Origin of the sequence: Methylobacterium sp. WL19, from assembly GCF_008040005.1 — a bacterium.
Taxonomy (GTDB): domain Bacteria; phylum Pseudomonadota; class Alphaproteobacteria; order Rhizobiales; family Beijerinckiaceae; genus Methylobacterium; species Methylobacterium bullatum.
Genome location: NZ_VRVC01000089.1, coordinates 1 through 22,508 on the forward strand (window position 1 = coordinate 1; position 22,508 = coordinate 22,508).

The 22,508-nt window shown below is 66.1% G+C and carries 15 protein-coding genes and 1 pseudogene; 10 read left to right on the top strand and 6 right to left on the bottom strand.

The genetic code is table 11. The annotated features are described in order from the left end of the window. On the bottom strand, positions 1–996 hold a 996-nt coding region (locus tag FV220_RS17035), incomplete at its 3' end, for an AAA family ATPase (RefSeq protein ID WP_147832662.1). 345 nt (positions 997–1,341) lie between these two features. Here FV220_RS17035 and FV220_RS17040 point away from each other — a divergent pair. The 7 genes and pseudogenes from FV220_RS17040 to FV220_RS17070 all read left to right on the top strand — a co-directional run bounded on the left by FV220_RS17040 (position 1,342) and on the right by FV220_RS17070 (position 13,780). Then, complete coding sequence (locus FV220_RS17040; RefSeq protein WP_147832663.1) at positions 1,342–1,743, top strand: hypothetical protein; 402 nt, start codon at positions 1,342–1,344, stop codon at positions 1,741–1,743. Positions 1,744–2,042: 299 nt separating this feature from the next. Then, complete coding sequence (locus FV220_RS17045; RefSeq protein WP_246689478.1) at positions 2,043–4,553, top strand: CheR family methyltransferase; 2,511 nt, start codon at positions 2,043–2,045, stop codon at positions 4,551–4,553. A 650-nt stretch (positions 4,554–5,203) separates the two neighbouring features. Then, entirely contained in the window at positions 5,204–8,740 is a 3,537-nt protein-coding gene (locus FV220_RS17050) for a PAS domain S-box protein (RefSeq protein ID WP_147832669.1), read from the top strand. 264 nt (positions 8,741–9,004) lie between these two features. Further along, entirely contained in the window at positions 9,005–10,402 is a 1,398-nt protein-coding gene (locus FV220_RS17055) for a calcium-binding protein (protein ID WP_246689477.1), read from the top strand. Positions 10,403–10,680: 278 nt separating this feature from the next. Further along, positions 10,681–12,072 carry a calcium-binding protein gene (locus FV220_RS17060; protein WP_244474557.1) on the top strand — a complete coding sequence of 464 codons (1,392 nt, stop codon included), beginning with the start codon at positions 10,681–10,683 and terminating at the stop codon, positions 12,070–12,072. Between the two features lie 66 nt (positions 12,073–12,138). Further along, positions 12,139–12,269 (top strand): annotated as a pseudogene (locus FV220_RS17065) (IS5/IS1182 family transposase); the annotation flags it as partial. A gap of 137 nt (positions 12,270–12,406) precedes the next feature. Further along, positions 12,407–13,780, top strand: coding sequence for a calcium-binding protein (locus FV220_RS17070; protein ID WP_238253679.1), 1,374 nt, complete (start codon positions 12,407–12,409; stop codon positions 13,778–13,780). A 180-nt stretch (positions 13,781–13,960) separates the two neighbouring features. On the opposite strand, the gene FV220_RS17075 is transcribed toward FV220_RS17070, so the two are convergent. The 3 genes from FV220_RS17075 to FV220_RS17085 form a co-directional block, all read right to left on the bottom strand. Continuing rightward, positions 13,961–14,941: a catalase family peroxidase gene (locus FV220_RS17075; RefSeq protein ID WP_147832665.1), complete on the bottom strand. Its 981-nt coding sequence runs from the start codon at positions 14,939–14,941 to the stop codon at positions 13,961–13,963. 122 nt (positions 14,942–15,063) lie between these two features. Further along, a complete protein-coding gene (locus FV220_RS17080; protein ID WP_147832666.1) occupies positions 15,064–16,290 on the bottom strand; it encodes an exonuclease SbcCD subunit D in 1,227 nt (408 codons plus the stop codon). 110 nt (positions 16,291–16,400) lie between these two features. Next, complete coding sequence (locus FV220_RS17085) at positions 16,401–16,787, bottom strand: hypothetical protein (protein ID WP_147832667.1); 387 nt, start codon at positions 16,785–16,787, stop codon at positions 16,401–16,403. A gap of 298 nt (positions 16,788–17,085) precedes the next feature. Between FV220_RS17085 and FV220_RS17090 the strand changes: the two genes are divergently transcribed. Further along, a complete protein-coding gene (locus tag FV220_RS17090) occupies positions 17,086–18,054 on the top strand; it encodes a L,D-transpeptidase (RefSeq protein WP_018046068.1) in 969 nt (322 codons plus the stop codon). Between the two features lie 525 nt (positions 18,055–18,579). Here FV220_RS17090 and FV220_RS17095 read toward each other — a convergent pair. Then, positions 18,580–19,128 carry an SMI1/KNR4 family protein gene (locus FV220_RS17095; RefSeq protein ID WP_056147068.1) on the bottom strand — a complete coding sequence of 183 codons (549 nt, stop codon included), beginning with the start codon at positions 19,126–19,128 and terminating at the stop codon, positions 18,580–18,582. Between the two features lie 580 nt (positions 19,129–19,708). On the opposite strand from FV220_RS17095, the gene FV220_RS17100 reads away from it, so the two are divergent. After that, on the top strand, positions 19,709–20,857 hold the full coding sequence (locus tag FV220_RS17100; protein WP_187273439.1) for a calcium-binding protein: 1,149 nt from the start codon (positions 19,709–19,711) through the stop codon (positions 20,855–20,857). A gap of 316 nt (positions 20,858–21,173) precedes the next feature. Beyond that, on the top strand, positions 21,174–21,710 hold the full coding sequence (locus FV220_RS17105) for a DNA starvation/stationary phase protection protein (RefSeq protein WP_056147064.1): 537 nt from the start codon (positions 21,174–21,176) through the stop codon (positions 21,708–21,710). 98 nt (positions 21,711–21,808) lie between these two features. Here the strand turns inward: FV220_RS17105 and FV220_RS17110 are convergent, their stop codons facing one another. Further along, positions 21,809–22,006, bottom strand: a complete 198-nt coding sequence (locus FV220_RS17110; protein WP_018046073.1) for a hypothetical protein — start codon at positions 22,004–22,006, stop codon at positions 21,809–21,811. Positions 22,007–22,508 lie beyond the last annotated feature (502 nt).

Sequence of the window (22,508 nt, forward strand, 5' to 3'; positions counted from 1 at the left end):
GGCCAGGACCAGGGCCGCCTCGGCGGCGGTCAGATCCCGCTCCGCCCGCGCCGCATTCCGCGCCGGTTCGCGCAGGGGCTCCACCGCGTCGAGTTCGGCCAGCCTCAGGCTGTCGGGCCGATGGGTCTCCAGGGCTTGCCGCGCCACGGTGAGGCGGCTCTCGGCCGCCGCGACCAGGCCCCGTGTGTCGGCGATGCGCCGCGCATGGGCCAGCGCCGCGTTCAGGTCCGCCAGTTGGCCGGAGAGCCCCGCCACCTCGGCCTGGAGACGCGCCCGCTCTGCGTGCTTCTCCGCCCGCGCCGCCTCGTCGAGGAGGCCGACGGCGTCGCGATGGGCCTCCAGCTCCTTCACCGTGGCGCGCTGCGCTTCGGCCCCGGCATGGATACGCTTCGAGATCTCGGAATAGATCGCCGTGCCGGTGATCTTCTCCAAGAGTTCCGCGCGCTCGCCCTCGGCGGCGAGGAGGAAGGCGTCGAACTCCCCCTGCGCCAGCAGGACGGTGCGGCGGAACTGGTCGAAGGTGAGGTCGGTGAGCTCGCAGATCGCCGCGTCGACGAGGCCGGCCTTGCTGTCGCCGACGGAGCCCCCGTCCGCCAGCCGGGTGAGGGAGCGCGTCTTGTTCTGGAGGCGGCCGTTGGCCTTGCCCCGCGCCCGGTAGACCGACCACCGCGCGCAATAGCCCTGGCCGTCGCGGCCGATGAAATCGACTTCGGCGAAGCCCTCGGTCGCCCCCCGCCTCAGGATCGCCCGCTCGTCGCCGATGGTGATGGGGTCGCCGCCGGGATCGGGCGCCCGCTCGCGCCCGCCGGTCGCCACGCGCGGATAGCGCCCGTAGAGGGCGAGGCAGAGGGCGTCGAGGATGGTGGACTTGCCCGCCCCCGTCTCGCCGGTGATGGCGAAGATGCCGGTGGCGCCGATGGGGCCGCCGGCGAGATCGACGGAGAAGGGGGCCGCGAGGCTCGCGAGGTTCTCGCCGCGGATCGCCAGGATGCGCAAGGGTCGTGGCCTCGTCTCAAGAAATCAGGGGGATGCGGGGAAGAGTGTCATAGCCCAGGATGACGGGCGGACGAGGGCGATGCCGTCGCCGCGCAACGATGTCCACACGCGGCGGGATGGCGGCAGGGCTGCGAACCAGGGGGAATGGGATGTGGCACGACACTGAACAGGCCACGTCGTCATTTTGGGTCCGCATCGCGGAGCCCGGAATCCAGAGCCGCTACCAGGTCACGGCTCTAGTTAGCGGGATCGGGTGGATTTCCGGGGGGCACGGCCTCGGCCTTGACCATCCGAAACGACCCGCGCAGGCTGGCAGGATGAAGAAACGTCCACCGGGTACGGTCTATGACACAGTTTTACTTTCACCTCCGTGGCCCAGATGGACTTGACTGCGACGATACAGGCCTGGATCTCGTGAGCGTTGAGGCAGCTTATCTTGAGGCCTTCAAGGCCGTGCCGGGAATGAGCTCTGATCTGGCCTCCAACGCGGAGAACCCGATCCGGTATGGCTTCGAGATCACCGACGCGCGTGGTACCATTCTGATGGTGGTGCCTTTCGCGGAGGTTCTGGATCACGGGCGAAAGCGTTCAAAACAACCCTCTAAGCTACGCTTCCGGAAAGGACGGGCGGAGATGAGGCGCACAGCGGGGCTGATTGTGGAGCTTCGCGATGCGCAAGTGAAGCTGAATGTGACATTTGCAGAGACTCAGCGTCTCCTCGACATGGCGAAGGGGACCCGCGGCTAGCGGCAAGGTCAAGAAGAGGCCTTACCGGTTGGAAGCAGAATAGCCGCTCCCGGGAGATCGGTTAAGGTCCGCTTCTCGGCAATTTCCGAGGCGAAAACCTTACAGCTTAGGGTTATACTTACGTCTGCTCGCTTTATGCGAAAACCGCAAAAAGCCGACCTGCGCTGGATGTCGCTGGCGCGATGGGACAACGGGCGGCCGGAACCACCGTGCATTGATCGACGCGGTGTAGGAAAGAACGCATGATGCTGGGACCCGACGAACGGCGTAGCATCGATCCGAAGGCTCAGAACGTGGTGATGGACCAGGACCACTTCCCGATCGTCGGCATCGGCGCGTCCGCGGGCGGCATCGAGGCGATGCGGGGCTTCTTCCGTGGGGTGCCGGCGACGCTCGGAGCCGCCTTCGTCGTCGTCACGCATCTCAGCCGGGAGCACAAGAGCCTGCTCTCGGACGTGCTGGCCCGGCTCACGCCGCTCGGTGTCGAGGTCGCCGTCGACGGCGTGCCGGTCCGGCCGGGCCGCGTCTACGTCATGCCGGCCGGTTTCGTCATGAGCATCGCGGGCGGCCGGCTGAGGTTGAAGCCGCTGAGGCCGGCGATCCGCGAGACCAAGCCGGTCGATATCTTCCTGACTGCCCTGGCCGTCGACCAGGGCGAGCGCGCGGTCGGCGTGATCCTGTCCGGCGGCGACGGTGACGGCGCCATCGGCATCAAGGCGATCAAGGAGCACGGCGGCCTGACCCTGGCCCAGACCCTGGATGGCTCCGGCCCCGAAGCCCCCGACATGCCCATCAGCGCGCTGCGGACCGGCTTCGTCGATTTCGGCGAGACGGCCGAACGGATGGGCGACCGGATCGCCGCCCGCTTCGCCGCCATCAGTCCCGCCACGCAGGAAGGTCAGGCCGACCTGGTCGCTCGGGAGTTCGATGCCGAACTGCTGACCGAGATCTTCGCCATCCTCCGCTCGCAGGTCGGCCATGACTTCTCCGGTTACAAGCCCAGCACCTTCGTGCGTCGCCTGCAGCGGCGCATCAGCGTCGTCGGCGCGGCCGGGCCGGACAACTACCTCAAGCTGCTGCGTGCCGACCCGGCCGAGGTCGGGGCGCTGTTTCGGGATCTGCTGATCGGTGTGACGAACTTCTTCCGCGACGCCGCCGCCTTCGAGGCTCTCTCCACCCACGTCATCCCGAAGCTGTTCGACGAGCGCGCGTCGACCGATGTCGTGCGGATCTGGGTGCCGGCGTGCTCGACCGGCGAGGAGGTCTACTCCCTGGCCATCCTCCTGCGCGAGCACATGCTGACCCTGGCGGAACCGCCGCGCGTGCAGATCTTCGCCACCGACATCGACGAGCGATCGCTCACGGTCGCCCGGACCGGCCTCTACCCGAGGACCTACCTGTCCGCCGTCACGCCCGAACGGATCGCGCAGCACTTCGTCGTCGAAGGCGACAGCGTGGTGGTCGCAAAGGCCGTGCGCGACCTCTGCAGCTTCGCCCCGCACAGCGTGCTGCGCGACCCGCCGTTCTCGCGCCTCGATCTCGTCTCCTGCCGCAACCTGCTGATCTACCTCGGCGTCGAAGCCCAGCAGCAACTGATGCCAGTGCTGCACTACGCTCTACGCCCGCGCGGTTACCTCTTCATCGGGATGGCTGAGAACGTGACGCGCTTCGACGACTTGTTCGAGACGATCGACAAGCGGAACCGCATCTTCCAGGCCCGCGACGCGATCCTGCCGGCCCGCTTGCCACCAATGTCCGGGCCTGACACGCCGATCTTCGCGGGTGCCGGCCAGCCGTACCGGCGCAACGTCACGACACATGCGGCCCTGCGGCACACGGTCGAGACGCTGATGCTATCCGAGTTCACGCCGCCGCACGCGGTCGTGACGCGGACGGGCGAGGCCGTGCACTACTCGTCGCGGATCGGCGATCACCTGGAGGTCGTGCCGGGACAGCCGACTCGGGAGCTGGCTGCGATGGCACGCAAGGGCCTGCGGCTGGATCTCCGAACGGCGCTGCGCGAGGCGATAGAGGGCAACACCCCGGCCGTGCGCGACAGCATCAGCGTCGAACTGCCGGACGGCCGGCTCCAGACTATCTCATTGGTCGTCAAGCCGCTGAACACGGCCGGCGCGACTGAGCCACTGTTCCTGGTCGTGTTCAAGGAAGCCGCTGCGCCGGTCGTAAGGGAGCGGCAGGCCCTGGAGGCGAATGAACGGGACACGGCGTTCCAGGGCCTGGAACGCGAACTGAGCGTGACGCGCGAGCGGCTTCAGGGTGTGATCGAGGAGTACGAAACCTCCCTCGAGGAGCTCAAATCCTCGAACGAGGAACTGTACTCCGTCAACGAGGAAATGCAGGCCGCCAACGAGGAACTGGAGGCTTCGAAGGAGGAGACGCAGTCTCTGAACGAGGAGCTTCAGACGTTGAATGCCGAGCTGACGTCCAAGATCGAGGCCATCGATCATATGAGCGATGACCAGTCCACGCTGTTCGAGGGCATGAACGTCGCCAGCGTGCTCCTGACACCGGATCTCCACATCCGCATGTTCACCGCCGCCGCGGCGCAGATCTTTGGCCTGCAGCCGGGCGACGTCGGCCGGTCTTTGCGCAACTTCTCGACGCCGATTCCCCTGACGTGGCTGTCAGACGAGATCCCGACGGTGCTGGCAACGAGCCGTCCCTCCGAGCGGACGATCGAGAGCACAGACGGCGCCCGCTACCATGTCCGGTTGATGGCCGCGTCCTCCAAGGGCAGCCGGACGCCCGGGATCGTCGCAAACTTCACGAACCTCCTGGAGCAGGGATGACCGAGGGGTCTGGGCTCCGCGCCCAGGACCCTGGTGGTCCATCCGCGCTAGAGCGCTCTCCGCCGAAGTGGATGCCGGTTCGGCGAAAAAGAGCGCGGCACAACAAAGGCCTGGAGATGTGCCCCGACCCAACGTGGTCGGGCGCAACTCTAGCGTGACGCGGATACGGGTGCATACGCAAGGGGAGCGGGCGCAAGGGGAGCGGGCGACGGCACGCCTTGGCAAAGCCCGGTCGCCTCTGGTTCATGGGAGAGCGGATCGGGGCGCGGGCCTGTTCCGAAGGTCGAACGTCAACGTTCTGGCAGCTGGCCAACGTCCGATTACCAACCTCCTCGGACGCTTAGGGATGGGGACCAAGCGTCGGATTTCCCCCACTCGGAGTCGGAACGGGAGCGTGGGGGCGATCGTTCAGGACGACATTTCAAACAGGGATACTGACCGGCGGGCGCCGCGACTTTGACATCGGACACCGGCTCGTGTCATCGGGCCGCGATGTCGAGGCCGGGCCGTCCCTCCGGTGAGGCGGGCCCTCGCGGGGAACGGCGGGTCGACCTTGGCCGTTGGCAGGGACGTCGATCCTGTGCGGGCGCGCGATCCGATCCCGCGGCGCGCCATCCCGCATCGACCCTCGCGACGGAGAAAGAGTGGCAGTGAGTGTCCTCGTGAACGGGGGCGAGTGTGGTGCGCTGATCGAGGCCATCGATTGGTCCACGACTCCCCTCGGACCCTTCGCCTCCTGGCCCGCGTCCCTCCGCACGCTGACGGGGATGATGGTCGCCGCGCGCCAGCCCATGTTCGTCACCTGGGGGCCGGGGCAGATCGTCCTCTACAACGATGCCTATGCCCGGCTCATGGGCGCCAAGCATCCGGCCGCCATGGGGCGGCCCATCGCCGAGGTCTGGTCCGACATCTGGAGCGACCTCGCCCCCATCGTGGCCGATGCCTATGCGGGACACTCCATCCAGATGGACGACGTCGCCTTCGTCATGGAGCGCAACGGATTTCCCGAGGAGACGCATTTCGCCTTCTCCTACACGCCGGTGCGGGAGGAGGACGGCACCGTCGCCGGCTTCTTCTGCGCCTGCACCGAGACCACCGGCCGGATCGGTGCCGAGAGCCGGCTGCGGCAGAGCGAGGCCGAGGTCCGCGGCGTCCTCGACGGGATGGGCGAGGGCTTCCTCCTGCTCGACCACGACTTCCGCGTCCGCCGCATCAACGCGGAGGGCCTGCGCCTCGACGGGCGCCCCTCGGAGGCGATCCTCGGCCGTCACCTCCTCGAGGTGTGGCCGGATGCCGAGCGGATGCCGACCTGGCCCCTCTACCGCCGCGCCATGGCGGAACGGGCCTCGGCCGAACTCACCTACCGCCACAGCTCGACGCAGCGGGACATCTGGATCGAGGTCAGGGTCTATCCCTCCGGCAGCGGCCTCTCGGTGTTCTACCGGGACGTCAGCGGGCGCCGGGCGGCGGAAGAGGCCCTGCGCGAGCGCGAGGAGCGTCTGCACCTCGTCATGGAGGGCGCCCGCGATCACGTGGTCCTCACCATGAACCCGCAGGGGATCATCACGAGCTGGTCGGCGGGCGCCGTCGAGGTGCTGGGCTGGACGGCCGCCGACGCGCTGGGCCGTGACGGAGCGATGATCTTCACATCCGAGGACCGGGCCGCCGGCATCGATGCGGCGGAACTCGCCGAGGCGGTGAACCAGGGCCGCGCCGATTCGGAGCGCTGGCATCGGCGCGCGGACGGGATGCCGGTGTTCCTCGCCGGCTCCCTCCACCGCCTGCCGCCGGACCCGCAGGGCCGTTCGCCCGGCTTCCTCCGGATCGCGCGGGACGAGACCCAGCGCAGGGCGCAGGCCGAGGCGCTGACGGAGAGCGAGGCGCGGTTCCGCAACATGGCCGACCACGCCCCGGTGATGATGTGGGTGACGATCCCCGACGGGTCCTGCATCTACCTCAACCGGCGCTGGTACGAGTTCACCGGGCAGACCGAGGCGGAGGCCCTCGGCCTCGGCTGGACCAAGGCGACGCATCCCGACGACGAGGGGCTGGCGGCGGACACGTTCCTCGCCGCCAATGCCGCGCACGAGCCCTTCCGGGTCGAGTACCGCCTGCGCCGGGCCGACGGCACCTATCGCTGGGCCATCGACGCGGCGACCCCGCGCTTCGGCACCGAGGGCGAGTTCCTGGGCTATGTCGGCTCGGTCATCGACATCGACGAGCGCCGGGAGGCGGAGGAGCGCCTGCGCCAGAGCGAGGGGCGCTTCCAGGCCATCGCCGATTCCATCGACCAGATGGTGTGGTCGACCCTGCCGGACGGGCACCACGATTACTTCAACCAGCGTTGGTACGATTACACCGGCGTCCCGGCGGGTTCCACCGACGGCGCGGGCTGGAACGGCATCTTCCACCCCGACGACCGGGACAAGGCCTGGACGGTCTGGAGCCATAGCCTAGAGACGGGCGAGCCCTACCACATCGAATATCGCCTGCGGCACCGCTCCGGGCAGTATCGCTGGGTGCTGGGGCGGGCGCAGCCGGTGCGCGACGCGGACGGGCGGATCGTGCGCTGGTTCGGCACCTGCACCGAGATCCAGGAGATCGTGGAGGCCCGCGAGGTCCTGGCCCGCTCGCGGGCCGAGCTCGAGCGCGAGATCGCCGAGCGCATCAAGGAGCGCGACCGCATCTGGACGCTGATCCCCGACCTCCTGATGTCGGGCACCCTCGACGGCCGCCTCCTCAACGTGAACCCGGCCTGGACCGAGGTGCTCGGCTACGACGAGGCGACCCTGCTGGCGACGCCGTTCTGGGAGATCATCCACCCCGATTTCCTCCCCCACAGCGCGGAGGCGGTGGAGGCGATGCGGCAGGGCCGCACCGTACGGCACCAGAACCGGGTCCGCACGGCGAACGGCGCGTATCGCTGGTTCGATTGGGTCAGCGCGCCCGTGGGCGAGGTATTCTACGCGGTGGCCCGCGACATCACCGACGAGAAGGCCCGCGAGGCGGCCCTCGCCCAGACCCAGGAGGCCCTGCGCCAGTCGCAGAAGATGGAGGCGGTGGGCCAGCTCACCGGCGGCATCGCCCACGATTTCAACAACCTGCTCACCGGCATCTCGGGCAGCCTCGAATTGCTGCAGACCCGCATGGCGCAGGGGCGGCTGACCGAACTCGACCGCTACATCAACGCGGCGCAGGGCGCCTCGCGCCGGGCGGCGGCCCTCACCCACCGGCTCCTCGCCTTCTCGCGGCGCCAGACCCTGGACCCGAAACCGACGAACGTGAACGCCCTGGTGGCGGGGATGGAGGAGCTGATCCGCCGCACGGTCGGCCCGGCGGTGGCGATCGAGGTGGTGGGCTCCGCCGGTCTGTGGCCGGCTTTGGTGGACCCCAACCAGCTCGAGAACGCGTTGCTGAACCTGTGCATCAACGCGCGGGACGCCATGCCGGATGGCGGCCGCCTCACCATCGAGACCGCCAACAAGTGGCTCGACGGGCATGCCGCCCGCGAGCGCAACCTCGACCCCGGCCAGTATCTCTCCCTCTGCGTCACCGACAACGGCACCGGCATGACGCCGGAGGTGATCGCCCGCGCCTTCGATCCGTTCTTCACGACGAAGCCGCTCGGCGAGGGCACAGGCCTCGGCCTGTCGATGATCTACGGCTTCGTGCGGCAATCGGGCGGCGAGGTGCGGATCTATTCCGAACTCGGCGAAGGCACCACCATGTGCCTCTACCTGCCGCGCCATTACGGCGAGGCCTCCGAGGTGGACGAGGCCGGCGCCTTCGCCGCCGCGCCGCGCGCGCAACGGGGCGAGACCGTGCTCATCGTCGACGACGAGCCCACCGTGCGCATGCTCGTGACCGAGGTGCTGGAAGAGCTCGGCTACACCGCCATCGAGGCGGCCGACGGCGCCTCCGGCCTCAAGGTGCTGCAATCGGACGTGCGCATCGACCTCCTCGTCACCGATGTCGGCCTGCCCGGCGGCATGAACGGCCGCCAGATGGCCGACGCGGCACGGGTGGCCCGACCCGACCTCAAGATCCTGTTCATCACCGGCTATGCCGAGAACGCCGTGGTCGGCAACGGGCATCTCGAGCCCGGCATGCAGGTGCTGACCAAGCCCTTCGTGATGGAAGCGCTGGCCGGCCGGATCAAGGACATGATCGCCTCCGGCCAGGGCTGAGGACGATGGGGGGCTCCCGTTCCGGACCCGCGGGCGCGCCGCGGCTCGCGCGGCATTTGGGGCTTTCCCCATGAGGATTCAGCGGATGGTCCGGCGACCCGTCGCGAGGATTTGGCGCTCGTTCCGGGCTTCGGGAGTCGGGTGCCCCGACAGGGAGGGCTTGTATCGATCTAGACCGATTAACGTCATAACAATATTTTAAAATCTGATGACTAAGTCCGCAGCTAGACATCTCGACGCCAGTCTGACCTGCGGAGTTTCGTTGTGACGGCATTTTATTTCACACTGAATGGAAATTTTGACCCTAGTAATCAGGAGCTTGGATTTTCGGAGATTATCGATCCCGCTGTTCGAACGTTCGATTTCGGGCCGGCGTCGTCGATACCCGGGTATACTCAATACGGAAACGAGATTGTCTATTTGATCGATGGTCCGGAATTCGAAGAGTCACTACGTTCTTTCGGTATGACGACCCAGGATGGCGGCATCTTCGGCGATTCCAGCGACTTCGGCTACGTAACGCGGGTCACCGGCGGGGATTTCGGTGACGTGTTCCGCACGGGCGACGGCGACGACGTCCTGAAGGGCGGCGGCGGCAACGATACCCTGGAGGGCGGTCGCGGCACCAACACCTTCGACGGCGGAGCCGGCACGAACACCCTGAGCTACGAGCATTTCGATACGTCCGCTGGTTCGTTCGGAATGATCATCGACTTGTCGACCGGCCAGGCCACCGATTGGTCGACTGGCACAGCCGTTGTCGATACGTTCTCGAATATCTCCAATGTTCGAGGATCAGTGCGTAAAGATGGTATAACTGGTGACGATAACGGCAACGTCATAGAAGGCGGCGCGGGGGATGATGAACTGGTCGGCGGTGGTGGCGTCGATACGCTGAGCTATGCGCATTCGGGCGGGAGCGTGAATATCGATCTCGTTCGAGAATTCGGTATTGGAGGCGACGCGGAGGACGATCGATTTACATCGTTCGAGAACGTCATCGGCAGTACGTTCGGCGATACCCTCTACGGAGACGGCGGCGCCAATACGTTGAACGGCAATGGCGGCAGTGACGAACTGTACGGCCGGGATGGCAACGATCGCCTCGTGATCAGCGATTCGCCCATGAAGGTGGAGGGCGGCGAGGGGACGGACCTGCTCTTCATTCTCAAGGACAGCACCGTCGAGCTCAACGTCGAATCGTTCTCCGTCGATGCCAGTATCGAGAAGGTCTATGTCCGCGACGGGGCGTACCTCAGCATGTCGGGTGTCGCGGTCGGCACGAAGCTCTATTCCCAGAGCCAGGCCGGCGGCAACGCGACGATCATCGGTACGAACGGCGCCGACCGCATCCAGGCCGGAAAGGGCGATGACGGCATCACCGGCGGCAAGGGCGGCGATGCCCTGTTCGGCGGCGCGGGTGCCGACACCTTCGTCTTCGCCGCGGGCGATGGCCGTGACGTCATCCGCAAGTTCGACGCGATCAACGACAAGATCGACCTCAGCAGCCTCGGCGGCGACACGGGTGGCCTGGACGTCCGGTCGTTCCACGGCGGCGACAGCACGCTCATCACCCTGACCCACGAATCCGGACCGACCGACAAGATCATCTTGATCGACGTCGCGTTCGGCACTGTGTCAGAGGGTAGCTTCATCCTCTGACGGCCGCACGATGATCCCGCCTGTCCGGTCGCGCGATCCCAGCGCGACCGGGCGATCGCCCATGCCGAGCGCCGTGCTCGGCAACGGTCCTCCGGTATGCAGATGCCGGCGGGCCGCATCGAGGACACGCTCGTCACCCGCCTACAGTGGGGCACAGTTTTTGGCTCGCAAGGGCTTTGTCTTGGTATTCTCAGACAAAGCCATAACTGTATTTTAAATGGTGGAGTCATATCGAAGCAGAGCGGTTTTAGCACGAACCTGTTCTGTAGGGGCTCAAGATGGCTCAATTTCGTTATACGATGGACGGCGACTACGATCCCGAAAATTTCACTATAGGATATCAAGAACCAATCAACCCGGAGGCCAGGACGCTCGATTTCGGCCCTGGTGCCGTGGTCGATGGGTATGAAGAGTACGAAAATTTTCTCGTATACTTCCTGGATGGGCCGGGGATCGAATATGAGGCCCAGGTCTTCCAGCTGTCGACACAGATGGCTGGCCTCTACGGCGATTCCAGCGACTTCGATAAAATCACGCGGGTCACCGGCGGCGATTTCGGGGACGTGTTCCGCACCGGCGACGGCAACGACGTCCTGAACGGTGCCGGCGGCAACGATATTCTGGAGGGCGGTCGCGGCATCAACACCATCGACGGCGGCACGGGTACCAACACGCTGAGCTACGAGCATTTCGATGCGCCCACCGAAGACGGCTCGGGCGGGGTCGGGGTCGATATGAGGACCGGCGAAGGCTACGATTATGGTAGCGACAAACAACAGGACTCCTTCGTTAATATTGCCAACATTCGCGGATCGCAATATAACGATGGGATAGATGGTAACACCGAGAACAATGTCATCGAGGGTGGTGCGGGTGCCGACTATATGACCGGTGGCGGTGGCGTCGATACGTTGAGCTACGCGCATTCCACTGAGGGCGTGACTGTCGATCTCTCTGGACAAGACGGTCTCGAGGGCGACGCGGAGGGGGATCATTACCTGGGGTTCCTGAACGTACTTGGCAGTACGTCGAATGATGTCCTTAGTGGAACCGGCGACGCCAATACGCTGAACGGCAATGGCGGCAACGACGAATTGTACGGCCGGGGCGGCGACGATCGCCTCGTCATCGGCAACTCGCCCGTGAAGGTACAGGGCGGCCAGGGGACGGACCTGCTCTTCATCGCGAGGTTCGGCAACGTCGAACTCACCGACGAGTCGTTTGCCAGCATCGAGAGAGTTTATGTCCGCGACGGGGCGTCCCTCACAATGGCGGGCGTCGATATCGGCACGAAGATTTATTCGCAGAGCCTGAACGATGGCTCCTCCAAGATCGTCGGCACGGACGGCGCCGACCGCATCGTGGCCGGCAAGGGCGGCGACGTCATCACCGGCGGGAAGGGCGGCGATTCCCTTTTCGGCGGCGCCGGTGCAAACATCTTCGAGTTCGCCTCGGGCGATGGCCGCGATGTCATCCGCAAGTTCGACGTGACTGAAGATGCGCTCCACATCGGTCTCATCACGCAGAGCATGGATAACGTGAAGATCGGATCGTTCCACGGCGAGGCCAACACGATCATCACCTTCACGAGTGACACCGGAGCCTCGAACAAGATCATCCTGCTCGCCGTCACGGCCGATTCCGTGACGGAAGGCAGCTTCCTCTTCTGAAGTCTGCCCAGTCCTCCGGCCTGCCCGGTCGCGCGATCCCAGCGCGACCGGGTTATCGCCTGTGCCGAGCGCCGCTCTCGCGAGCGCTGGCGCGTCGAGGCTATCTTCTGCCGCCTCAAAGACTTCCGTCGTCTTGCCGCCCGATACGACGGCTGGCCCGCAACTATGCCTCTGCCGTCATCGCCTTCCGGAGCTGATCGAGGCCGAACCATAGTCGGGCCAATACTGCACTGATTCATTATTTCTTTATAGCTATAGAATATTCAATTCCTGCGACTCTATTCGCGTTAAGTCACGCCTCCATAACTCAATATATAATCTGAAGAGCGATCCAATGGCCGAGATCAGATGTTCATATACAGATTCGTACGATGAAGATAAGAGTGTCCCTCTCGAACTGAGCAGCTTCGCGTATAATGGAGTTGATTCTTTTTACAAAACGGTACTCGATAGCTTTTTTGGTCTAGGTTTCTACAATAATGGTGCATTGACCAGATATATGGTTCCTTCCACGGTATCAATGCTCAGTCTGTACCTTGATTTCTCTGATAACAAGGCTGACGTAAATTTCGATGGCGGAACGCAAGGCGACGTTCTGCGGGGCGGCCTCGGTGACGACGTCCTGAACGGCGGCGGCGGCAACGATATCCTGGAGGGCGGTGGCGGCATCAACACCATCGATGGCGGCGCCGGCACGAACACCCTGAGCTACGAGCATTTCGATGCGCCTACCGGAGACGGCTCGGGCGGGGTCGACGTCGACTTGAGGATCGGCAAAGGCTATGATTTTGCAAGTGAAAATCAACAAGACATCTTTGTAAATATTGCCAACATTCGCGGATCGCAATATGACGACGTCATAGCTGGCAGCGTTGAGAACAATGTCATCGAGGGGGGTGCGGGCGCCGACTATATGACCGGTGGCGGTGGCGTCGATACGTTGAGCTACGCGCATTCCACCGCGGGCGTGACTGTCGATCTCGCTGGAAACAGCGGCCTCAACGGCGATGCGCAGCAGGATGCTTACTTTGGATTCCTGAACGTCATTGGCAGTACGTCCGGCGATACCCTTTACGGAGACGGCGGCGCCAACACGCTGAACGGCAATGGTGGTTCCGACGAATTGTACGGGCGGGATGGCAACGATCGCCTCGTCATCAGCAGCTCGCCCGTGAGGGTGGATGGCGGCGAGGGGACGGACCTGCTCTTCGTAAATAAAGGCAGTGTCGTCGTCCTGACTGACGACTCGTTCACCAGCACCGCCAGCATAGAGAAAATCTATGTCCGCGACGGGGCGTCCCTGACCATGACCGGCGTCGATGTCGGCACGAAGATCTTTTCGCAGAGCGTCGCCGATAGCGGCTCCACGATCGTCGGCACGGACGGCGCCGACCGCATCGTCGCCGGAAAGGGCAGCGACATCATCACCGGCGGAGCAGGCGGCGACTCCCTCTTCGGCGGCGCGGGTGCCGACACCTTCGTCTTCGCCGCGGGCGATGGCCGCGACGTCATCCGCAAGTTCGACGCGCTCAACGACAGGATCGTCTTCAGCGGCCTCGACGACGACACGGATAGGGTGGACGTCCTGTCGTTCCAGAACGGCGACAGCACGCTCATCACCGTGACCCACGAAGTCGGACCGACCGACAAGATCATCCTGCTCGGCGTCACGGCCGATTCCTTGCTCGAAATCAGCTTCATCCTCTGAGAGCCCATTGGATTGGATGTCTCAGCGGATGCTCATGCCGGAGTCGATCCTCCAATCAGACGACCTCAAGATGAGGTGAAGCCCGGGACAAGCAAGCCGGACAGGCTCCGGCGAGGGGAAGCGTTGGCCTGCCCGGTCGCGCGATCTCCTCGCGACCGGACAGGCGGGTCGAATATTCCTCTACTGCGCGCGGCGCGACAGCGACACGGCGTAGGCCGGGGAGCGGATCGCGAACATCGGGTCGTCGGCCGGGCCGGCGATGCCGGCGGGGAGGTCCACCACCGGATCGAAGGTGGCCGCGTCGCAGGTGGCGTCGGGCTCGAGAGCCGTGATGGCGAGGGTGCCGAGCGTCGTGCTCTTGCGGTTCTCCTCGGGCCACAGAGCCGTCGGGTCGGCGGTGGGGTCGCCGGCCTCGCTGTGGATCGCCACCAGGGAGAAGCTGGCCGGCCCCTTGGCCAGGCGCTCCTTCAGCTCGTCGGCATAGAAGCTGTCGGGCTTGGCCTTAAGCTCTTCGTCGGTGAGGCCGAGCTGGCCCGCATCCGCCACGGTCTTCAGCTTGACCACCTTGGCCTCGCCCTTGGCGTTGGTGAGCGTATAGGCGTGGACGCCCCAGTAATCGACGCCGGCAAAGCTCGCCGGGACCGGGCGCGCATTGAGCCAGGCCGCCTGTTTCGTGGTCTCCGGGTTGGCGGCGGCGAAGGCCTTGACCTTCTCGGCATCGGGTTTGCCGTCGGGGCCGGGCGCGCGGACGGAGACGAAATCGAACAGCTGCTGGGGCGTCCGCGCCGAGAAGACCGGCGCGGAAATGATGACGAGGACGAGGTCGCCCGCCGGGTCGCGCAGGCGCAGGGCGAAGCCCCGCGTCACCGGCTTGGCCTTGTCCGAGATGCCCGGGTTGCTGCCGCCCATGGAGAAGCGCGCGGTCACCGGCACGGTCTTGGCGAAATGCGGTGCCTTCGACAGCCCCGCCGCCTCGGCCGAGGGGGTGAACTGCCCGGTGAGGCAGACGCCCTTGGCGCCGCTGGCCCGCACGCCGGGCTTGTTGCCGCCGGCCACGAACTGGCCGTTGACGATGGCGGCGGCATCCGCCTCCTCGGCTCGGACCGGAGCGGCGAGGGCGAGCGCCATGGCGCAGCCGGTGGCGACGATCGAGACTTTCATGGCGCTGTTTCCCCCGTCGCCCGGCTCGCATCGGCATGGGCCGGCGAATCTCGATGGCGCACAATCGAATTGTAATACCTACAGGGTAACGGGCGCGTGACAAGAGACCGGTGCGGCGGGCTTCAGCCTTCGGCCTCGGCCCGGACGCGGTGGAACACCTCCAGATGCGCCGGCTCCGGTGGCGCGCCCCGCACGCGGGCGAAGGCGAGGCGGAAGAGGTCCTCCGGGTCGCGTTCGGAGAGGCGCACGAGGGGCGCCGCCTCGACGGCCTCCGCCACCGGATCGGCGGCGGGCGCCACGCGGGTGTCGACGATGCGCACGGGAAAACCGTCCGCGATCCGGTCCACCTCGGCCCGGTGGCCCGGCCCTAGCCCCTCGCGGGCGAGGCGGACCTGGATGTAGGGCCGCTCCTCCATCGGCAGGGCCGGGTCGAGGTCGAGGGCCTTGAGATGGTCGGCGAGGTCGGAGAGCCGCATGTCGCCGCGCGCGGGCAGGCGCAGGAACGGGACCGGGCGCGGGATCGGGATATGCTCCACCCGCGCCGGTCCGTCGCCCAGGGTCACGAGGCTGACCCCGTGGATGTAGGGCTGTTCGGTGGCCGAGAGCGGGATCAGCGAGCCGGAATAGCGCACCATCCCGCCGCCGATGGTCTGGGCCTTGTGGAGATGGCCCAGCGCCACGTAATCGGCCTCCGCTGGAAACACGTCCGGCGGCACGGCATGTTCGCCGCCGACGAGGATGCGGCGCTCGGCCCCCTCCGATTCGGTCCCCCCGGCCACGTGCAGATGCCCGGTGAGGAGGAGCGGCAGGCCGCAGAGATGCGGCGTCGCCGCCTCCATCACCTGGGCGTAGAGGGCGCGCACCGCCCGCACGATGGGCGATCCCTCCTCCCGGCGTAGGGGGGGCAGGCAGGCGGCGGTGGGATAGGACACCGCCAGGATCTGGGCCGCCACGTCGCCGTTCCTCAGGACCGGCACGAGATGACGCTCGATGGACACGGCGCCGTCGCGGCGGCTGACATTGCCGATGACCCGGACCCCGATGGCCTCGAGGATCGGGCTCGGCGCTTCGAGGCGCCCGGCCGCGTCGTGGTTGCCGGCGGTCAGCACGATGGTCATGGCGGGGCGCGCCCGGTGCAGGCGCACCAGCACGTCGTAGAGCAGGGCCTGCGCCTCGCCGGACGGGTTCTGGCTGTCGTAGACGTCGCCCGCCACCACGAGGGCGTCGACCTCGTGGCCGACGACGATGGCTTCGAGATGGGCGAGCGCCCGCGCATGCTCGTGGGCGCGGGAATAGCCGCGCAGGGACTGCCCGATATGCCAGTCGCCGGTATGCAGCACGCGGATCACGTCATCGCTCCCACCTCGCCCGGACATCGCCCGTGCGGGCCGGGGCCTTGTAGCGCGCCGCCGCCGCCGGTCCTACCCGGCGGCCCGCCTCCGCTTTTTTGCAGAGAGCCTTAACGGCAGACGGTCACGGTCTTGACCACCCAGCCTTCGCCCGCCTGCCACAGCTTGCGGCGGCTGCGCCCGCACCGGAGCTCGTCCGGCTCGGCCGAGGTCCAGGTGACGGCGGGCGCCTCCGTCGACGGGGACTCGTCGGCGGCGGCCTCCTTGGCGGGGGATCCGGCGGCGGGCGCCGTCTTGGCCTTGCCCGTGTTGGCCTTGACCGTCCGCGACCGCTTGGCGGCCGTCTTCCGGGAAGTGTCGACGGCCTTCGCCTTGGCCGTCGACCACGAGGGGACCGGCTTCGGGCCGGCCAGGGCCGGGCCGGGCCCGGCGACGAGAAGCCCGAGGGCGAGCGTCAGGGCTGACGCGCCAGGGTGTGCGAACGAAGAGATCGGCACAGGATTCGTCCGTCTTCCAAGGATTCGATGGTGTTGAAATGCAAAGACGTATGTCGACGCGAACAGAGGTTTTTGCAATCGCAAGACTCGATGAAATCCCGACATCTCCCGCTCATTCTCGCGCCATGATGAAAGGTCCGTCGCCGGGCCGGCCTCGTGCCTGCCCGGCGACCCCACCCGGCCGCAATGCTGATGAGCGACGGGCCGGCGTGACGCCGGCCCCCGGGCTTGCTAAGTCACCGCACGATCTTGGCTTTAGTCCTCGCGCCCTGGCGAGGGGCCCATCCTCGAGTACCCCATGTCCGAACGCTCCGAGCCTGAACACACCGAGTCCGAACGCGTCATCTCCGAACGGCCCGTTCTCCCCGTCAGCCGGCGGACCCTGCTGAGCGGCGCGGGCGCGGCCCTGGCCCTGGTGGGTTCCCCCCTCGCCGCCCTCGCCCAGGTCCGCGGCCGGCTCTCCATCGAGTCGGAGGACGGTTACGGCCCCTATGACGACGACCGTCTCTATCGGGACGAGGCCGGGCGGCTCTACCGCCGGCGGGGTGGGCGCTACGAGCCCTATGGCGAGCGCACGGCCGCCCCGCGCTTCGAGGACGATCCCGACGCGGATCCCTATGCCGATCCCAATGCCCGCCGCCGGGCGCAGCAGCCGCCGCCGGCGAACCAGGGCAACGCGGTGGCGCGTCCGGTGGATGACGGGCCGATCGACTACGCCAAGGCCTATGCGGCGATCACCGACGAGCCGTTCCCGGTCCATGCCTTCAACTGGCGCAAGGCGAACCCGGTCTTCCTGCGCCAGGAGATCGCCTATACCGGCCGCGAGCCCCCCGGCACCATCGTGGTCGATCCGCGCGCGCACCACCTCACCCTGGTCCAGCCCAATGGCCGGGCGCGGCGCTACGGCGTCGGCGTGGGCAAGCAGGGCTTTTCCTGGTCGGGCGTCTCGACGGTGAATTCCAAGCAGATGTGGCCGGATTGGTATCCGCCCAAGGAGATGATCGCGCGGACGCCCAAGCTTGCCCGGTCGGTGACCCAGCTCCAGAGCGGCCTCGGCGTTCCCGGCGGCTCCCGCAATCCGCTCGGCGCACGGGCGCATTACCTGTGGCAGGACAACAAGGACACGCTCTACCGCATCCACGGCACCCTCGAGCCCGAATCCATCGGGCTCAGCGTCTCTTCCGGCTGCATCCGCATGATCAACCAGGACGTGATCGACCTCTACGGCCGCGTCGAGATCGGCACCCGCGTCGTCGTTCTGACCTGAGGCCGCCTGTCCCCGGCGGGCACGGCCCCCGGGTTCTCTTTTCGTGAATTCGGGCAGATAGGGCGATCCCCCCGGAAGGCTCCCTCGGGGCCGCCACGCGGCACCTCGGGATGACGCAAGCCTCGGACAAACAAGTCGAACGGCTCACGGCAAGTCCGCACGCGGGCCGCCCGCTCGAACCGCTTCCGGGCGAATGACTCCGCCCGGTGATGCCACGGCGACGCCGGAATTCGTGGTGGAACTCCGACGCTCGGTACCCGCCGAACGTCCAAGTCGGGTGGATTTTTGCCCGGCTACTTCCGGCAGGAACGGCGTTGAGGCGGACGTTGCTGACCTGTTCGCTCACAAACAGTTGCGGATACTCGTCCTCGCGTCGGCTGGCAGCGCGCCGCCCAGGCTAAACGAGCAAGCCCACTCATCGCCTAGAGCGCTCTCCGCCGAAGTGGATGCCGGTTCGGCGAAAAAAGAGCGCGGCACAACAAAGGCCGAGAGATGTGCCCCGACCCAACGTGGTCGGGCGCAGCTCTAGCGCAATCCCACGAAGGACGAGGGCAAGGGCTCGTAGCCGGTCCCGAGCAGCCGCTTAACCTTATCCGTCTGCATGTCGCCGATCATCGCCAACAGGTCGTCGCCTCCGTATCGCACTGACAGGAAGGCGCGATCCAACGTGTAGAAGGCAAAGCGATCGTCAGTGCGTAGCCAGCAGAAGGACTCGCCGTTCTCGCTCGTGGCGAAGAAAACCAACTCATTGTAGCGGGCGGCGACGCCTACGCTCTCCTCATCGTAGGGCTCCAGGCAATCCAGGTCGCCGAGCCGGCCGCCGTCAGCGATCCAGTGGGCGACGAAGTCGTCGAGCACGTCGGTCAGGCCGCGGCCCCGATCTTCGAACGTGCCAGAGGGGCAGCTGAACGGCATGAAGATCAGCAACAGGTCATTGGTCCGGCCGGTGCCGTAGGTCTCGGCGAAGGTGCGATAAGACGGCGGCAAGTCGCCGATGGCCGTCTCCAGGGCCGCAAGTTCGTCCTGCGTAGCCGCTCGGGTGATCTGGATCGAAGCGAACAGTCGCTGGGTCACGTCGCGGGGCTCGCCATTGGAGCAGGACGTTAAATCCGTGGAAGCGGCGTGGCCAGCCCTGACCCGAACGTCGGCTTACTACACCGAGCCGAAGTTGCCGCAAGGCCGACGAATGGCGGCTTTCGGGAAGCGCTGGCAGCGATCTTGGCGGCCGGCATGGATCGCGAGCGCACCCAGCGCCCGGGTTCCATCCGTCAGATTTCGACCGATAGGGACGTACCGGATCATCCGGCCTCGTCCGTAATAGTTCTCCCAAAACAGTCGTCCGCATCATCGACAGGGTATTTATCAGTACAATTGTCGATATGCAGAAAGTCTGCTCTCTAATCCCCCTCGACGATCAGTCGCTATCTCGCCTCGTGTTGAGTGCGGCGCTGTTCCAGAGTTTGATTGTCTGGGGGATATCATGCCTGTCGTTCATTATAGTCCCGGATCCGTATTCAATCCGGATCATTACAGCTTTGTATACATTTATGAGCCAATATACGACTCGAACAAGTCGTCTTACACGTATATCGCGAATTGGACGCCCGTCAAAAACGATGCTTTCAACGGAAGTTTTACGAACAACCATACCGGTATGAGGTACGATCACAAATTCTATTATTGGGAATTGAGTTATCTCATCGACTTTTCCGACAACAAAGGCTCTGTTTTCCTGCAGGGGCACGTGTTCGACGACATCCTTCGCGGCGGGTCCGGTGCGGACACGCTTCTCGGCCTGGACGGCAATGACGTTCTCGAAGGAGGCAGGGGCCAGAATCGCCTGGACGGTGGGGGCGGCAACGACACCCTGCGCAGCACCGGCGAGGCGGATACGCTCCTGGGCGGGAACGGCAACGACCGTCTCGTCCTTCACCGCGCCGGAGCGGCCGTCGATGGCGGCGCGGGCAAGGACACGCTGTTCCTGCAGGGAGCGGACGCGTTCAGCTTCACCGACGACACGTTCAGGAGCATCGAGGCCGTCCATGTCGGATCGGGGTCGTCTCTGGACCTGTCGGAGGTCACAGAGGGCGTGGCCATCGTCCTGTCGACGACGGGAAGCGCACCCCGCACCCTCTACGCGACCCAGGGCGCCGACCACGTCACCGGCGGCAGCGGCCTGTCGACCATAAGGGGTCAGGACGGCGACGACGTCATCGAACTGGCCGGCGGAATGGCGTCCGTCTTCGGCGATGGCGGCGACGACACGATACGCCTCGGTTCCGGCGGACGCTATGCGAGCGGGGGGGGCGGCAACGATCACATCACCGGTGGTGCCCAAAGCAACTTTCTTCAGGGAGACGCGGGCGACGACTGGCTCAGTCTGGGGACGGGGTACGGTAGCATTTCCGGGGGAGCCGGCAACGACGTCATCATCGGCAGCAGCCGCTACCCGAGCGATCTCAGCGGTGACGCCGGCAACGACCGCATCGTCGCGCGGTTCGGCGATGCCGAAATCCGTGGCGGTGACGGCTCGGACAAGCTCTTCGGCGGAGGGGGGCGAGACACCTTCTCCTTCGCCGGCGACTTTGGGCGGGACGAGATCTTCAAATTCGCTGTCGCCCACGATTATCTCGACGTATCGGCGCTCGCGACGAAGATCGAAGACCTGACCTTGACCGCGGTCCACAGAGGCGCGGACACGCAGATCACCGTCGTGGGCGACCCCGACCCGACGCATAAAATCATCCTGCACGACGTGACGAAGGCGGAGTTGATCGATGCCGGGCACTTCCTGTTCGGGTGAGCCGGCGGTCGGAGATCGCGCTCCGACGTCCCCGGCATCGGCCCGATCGACCCGGAAAGGCGCGGCGCGGATCACCCCGGGCCGCGCCATGGGCCGTCAGCCCTGCGCGAGCGTTCCATCCGACTCCGAATCATCGATGCCGAGCAGAAGGGGTGCCGGATCCCTCCTCCGGGGGCATGGAGCGAGGGCAATCGACGGGCCTCGCTCCGCTCATGGCTGGGATGCGGAACTTTCCCCCCTGTCTCCGGCTTTTTCCCGTCATGGGGCGTGCGCTGGACGCCGCCCGCGATCGGAATTCAAACGGAGTTATGACGTCATGGCAAAGAGCTTGAGCGGACGCACGCGCGTCGACGGGGATCGCCTCAACACCCCGACCGATCTCGCCCCCGAGGCGACGAAGAAGATCGCCGAGGGCCTGACGGTCCTGCTGTCGGATCTCTTCGCGCTGTATGTGAAGACGAAGAACTTCCACTGGCACGTGAGCGGCCCGAACTTTCGCGATTACCACCTGATGCTCGACGAGCAGTCGCAGCAGATCTTCGGCATCATCGACGATGTCGGCGAGCGCGCCCGCAAGATCGGCGGCACCACCCTGCGGTCGCTGGGTCAGGCCTCCAGGCTGTCCCGCGTCGAGGACAACGACGCGGAGTATGTCGGCCCCCTCGAAATGCTGGCCGAGCTGCGCGACGACAACAAGACCCTCACCGCCAACATGCGCGAGCTGCACGAGGTGACGGACGAGGCTAAGGACGTCTCCACCACGAGCCTGCTGGAGGAGTGGATCGACCAGGCCGAGGAGCGCACCTGGTTCCTCTACGAGGCGACCCGCAACGCCACCGAGGGCGGTCACTGACCTCGACCGGCCGAACGCAGCACCCATGAAAAAGGCCCCGCATCCTCCGATGCGGGGCCTTTTTCGTCTCTGCCTCCGGCCGGGCCGGAAGCCAAGTCTCACGAGGCGAGGGTGATCTCGCCTTCGCGGACGGCGCGCTCGCCGCCGCCGGACTTGATGCGGTAGAACGGCTCGCCGGTCTGGTCCTCGGGAACGAGGCGGACGATCTCGAACACGTCGGCGGGATCGGCCTTGACGTCGGCATAGCCGATGCGGGCGCGGCGCACACGCTGCCCGAGCTTGAACTTATGGGCCATGGGAGTGCCTTTCTGTAGTCGACGCGAAAAGGGGCTCCGCGTCCCCGGACGGGTGTTCGTGGTCGCGCGTCGCCTTGCCGAAAGCCTGTGGCCTTGCGAAAAAAGGACGAGATGGGCGGCAGCTCCGTCCGGCGATGCCACCCTGCGCCCGAACCCTCACGGAGGACCGAGCCAACCCATTCGACGTGACGGGCCGATCGCTGACGAGCGGCCCCGACGTCGAACCCAGTGGATGCCCGTCCCGAACCTATGGGTCGGGACGGCTCTCCGGGATTTCGTTTCGCGGCACCGGTCTCGGGGAAGCGGGATCCGCCCCTCACTCAAGACCGATGCGGCACCGGTCCGCCCTACTTGCGGGCCTTGGCCTTACGGGCGGCGTAGCGCGCGTCGCGCTGCTGCTTCTGCTCGATGCGCGCGGCAGCGGCGAGGGCGATCTTCTCCTCGGCGACGCGAGCCGCTTCGATGGCCTGACGCTCACGCTCGGCCTCGGCTTCGGCGACGG

Excerpts from the sequence above, each read along its gene's own strand:
- FV220_RS17060 (WP_244474557.1), top strand. The coding sequence starts at position 10,681 with ATGGCTCAATTTCGTTATACGATGGACGGCGACTACGATCCCGAAAAT.
- FV220_RS17070 (WP_238253679.1), top strand. The coding sequence starts at position 12,407 with ATGGCCGAGATCAGATGTTCATATACAGATTCGTACGATGAAGATAAG.
- FV220_RS17040 (WP_147832663.1), top strand. The coding sequence starts at position 1,342 with ATGACACAGTTTTACTTTCACCTCCGTGGCCCAGATGGACTTGACTGC.
- FV220_RS17100 (WP_187273439.1), top strand. The coding sequence starts at position 19,709 with ATGAGGTACGATCACAAATTCTATTATTGGGAATTGAGTTATCTCATC.
- FV220_RS17110 (WP_018046073.1), bottom strand. The coding sequence starts at position 22,006 with ATGGCCCATAAGTTCAAGCTCGGGCAGCGTGTGCGCCGCGCCCGCATC.
- FV220_RS17075 (WP_147832665.1), bottom strand. The coding sequence starts at position 14,941 with ATGAAAGTCTCGATCGTCGCCACCGGCTGCGCCATGGCGCTCGCCCTC.
- FV220_RS17090 (WP_018046068.1), top strand. The coding sequence starts at position 17,086 with ATGTCCGAACGCTCCGAGCCTGAACACACCGAGTCCGAACGCGTCATC.
- FV220_RS17045 (WP_246689478.1), top strand. The coding sequence starts at position 2,043 with ATGGACCAGGACCACTTCCCGATCGTCGGCATCGGCGCGTCCGCGGGC.
- FV220_RS17105 (WP_056147064.1), top strand. The coding sequence starts at position 21,174 with ATGGCAAAGAGCTTGAGCGGACGCACGCGCGTCGACGGGGATCGCCTC.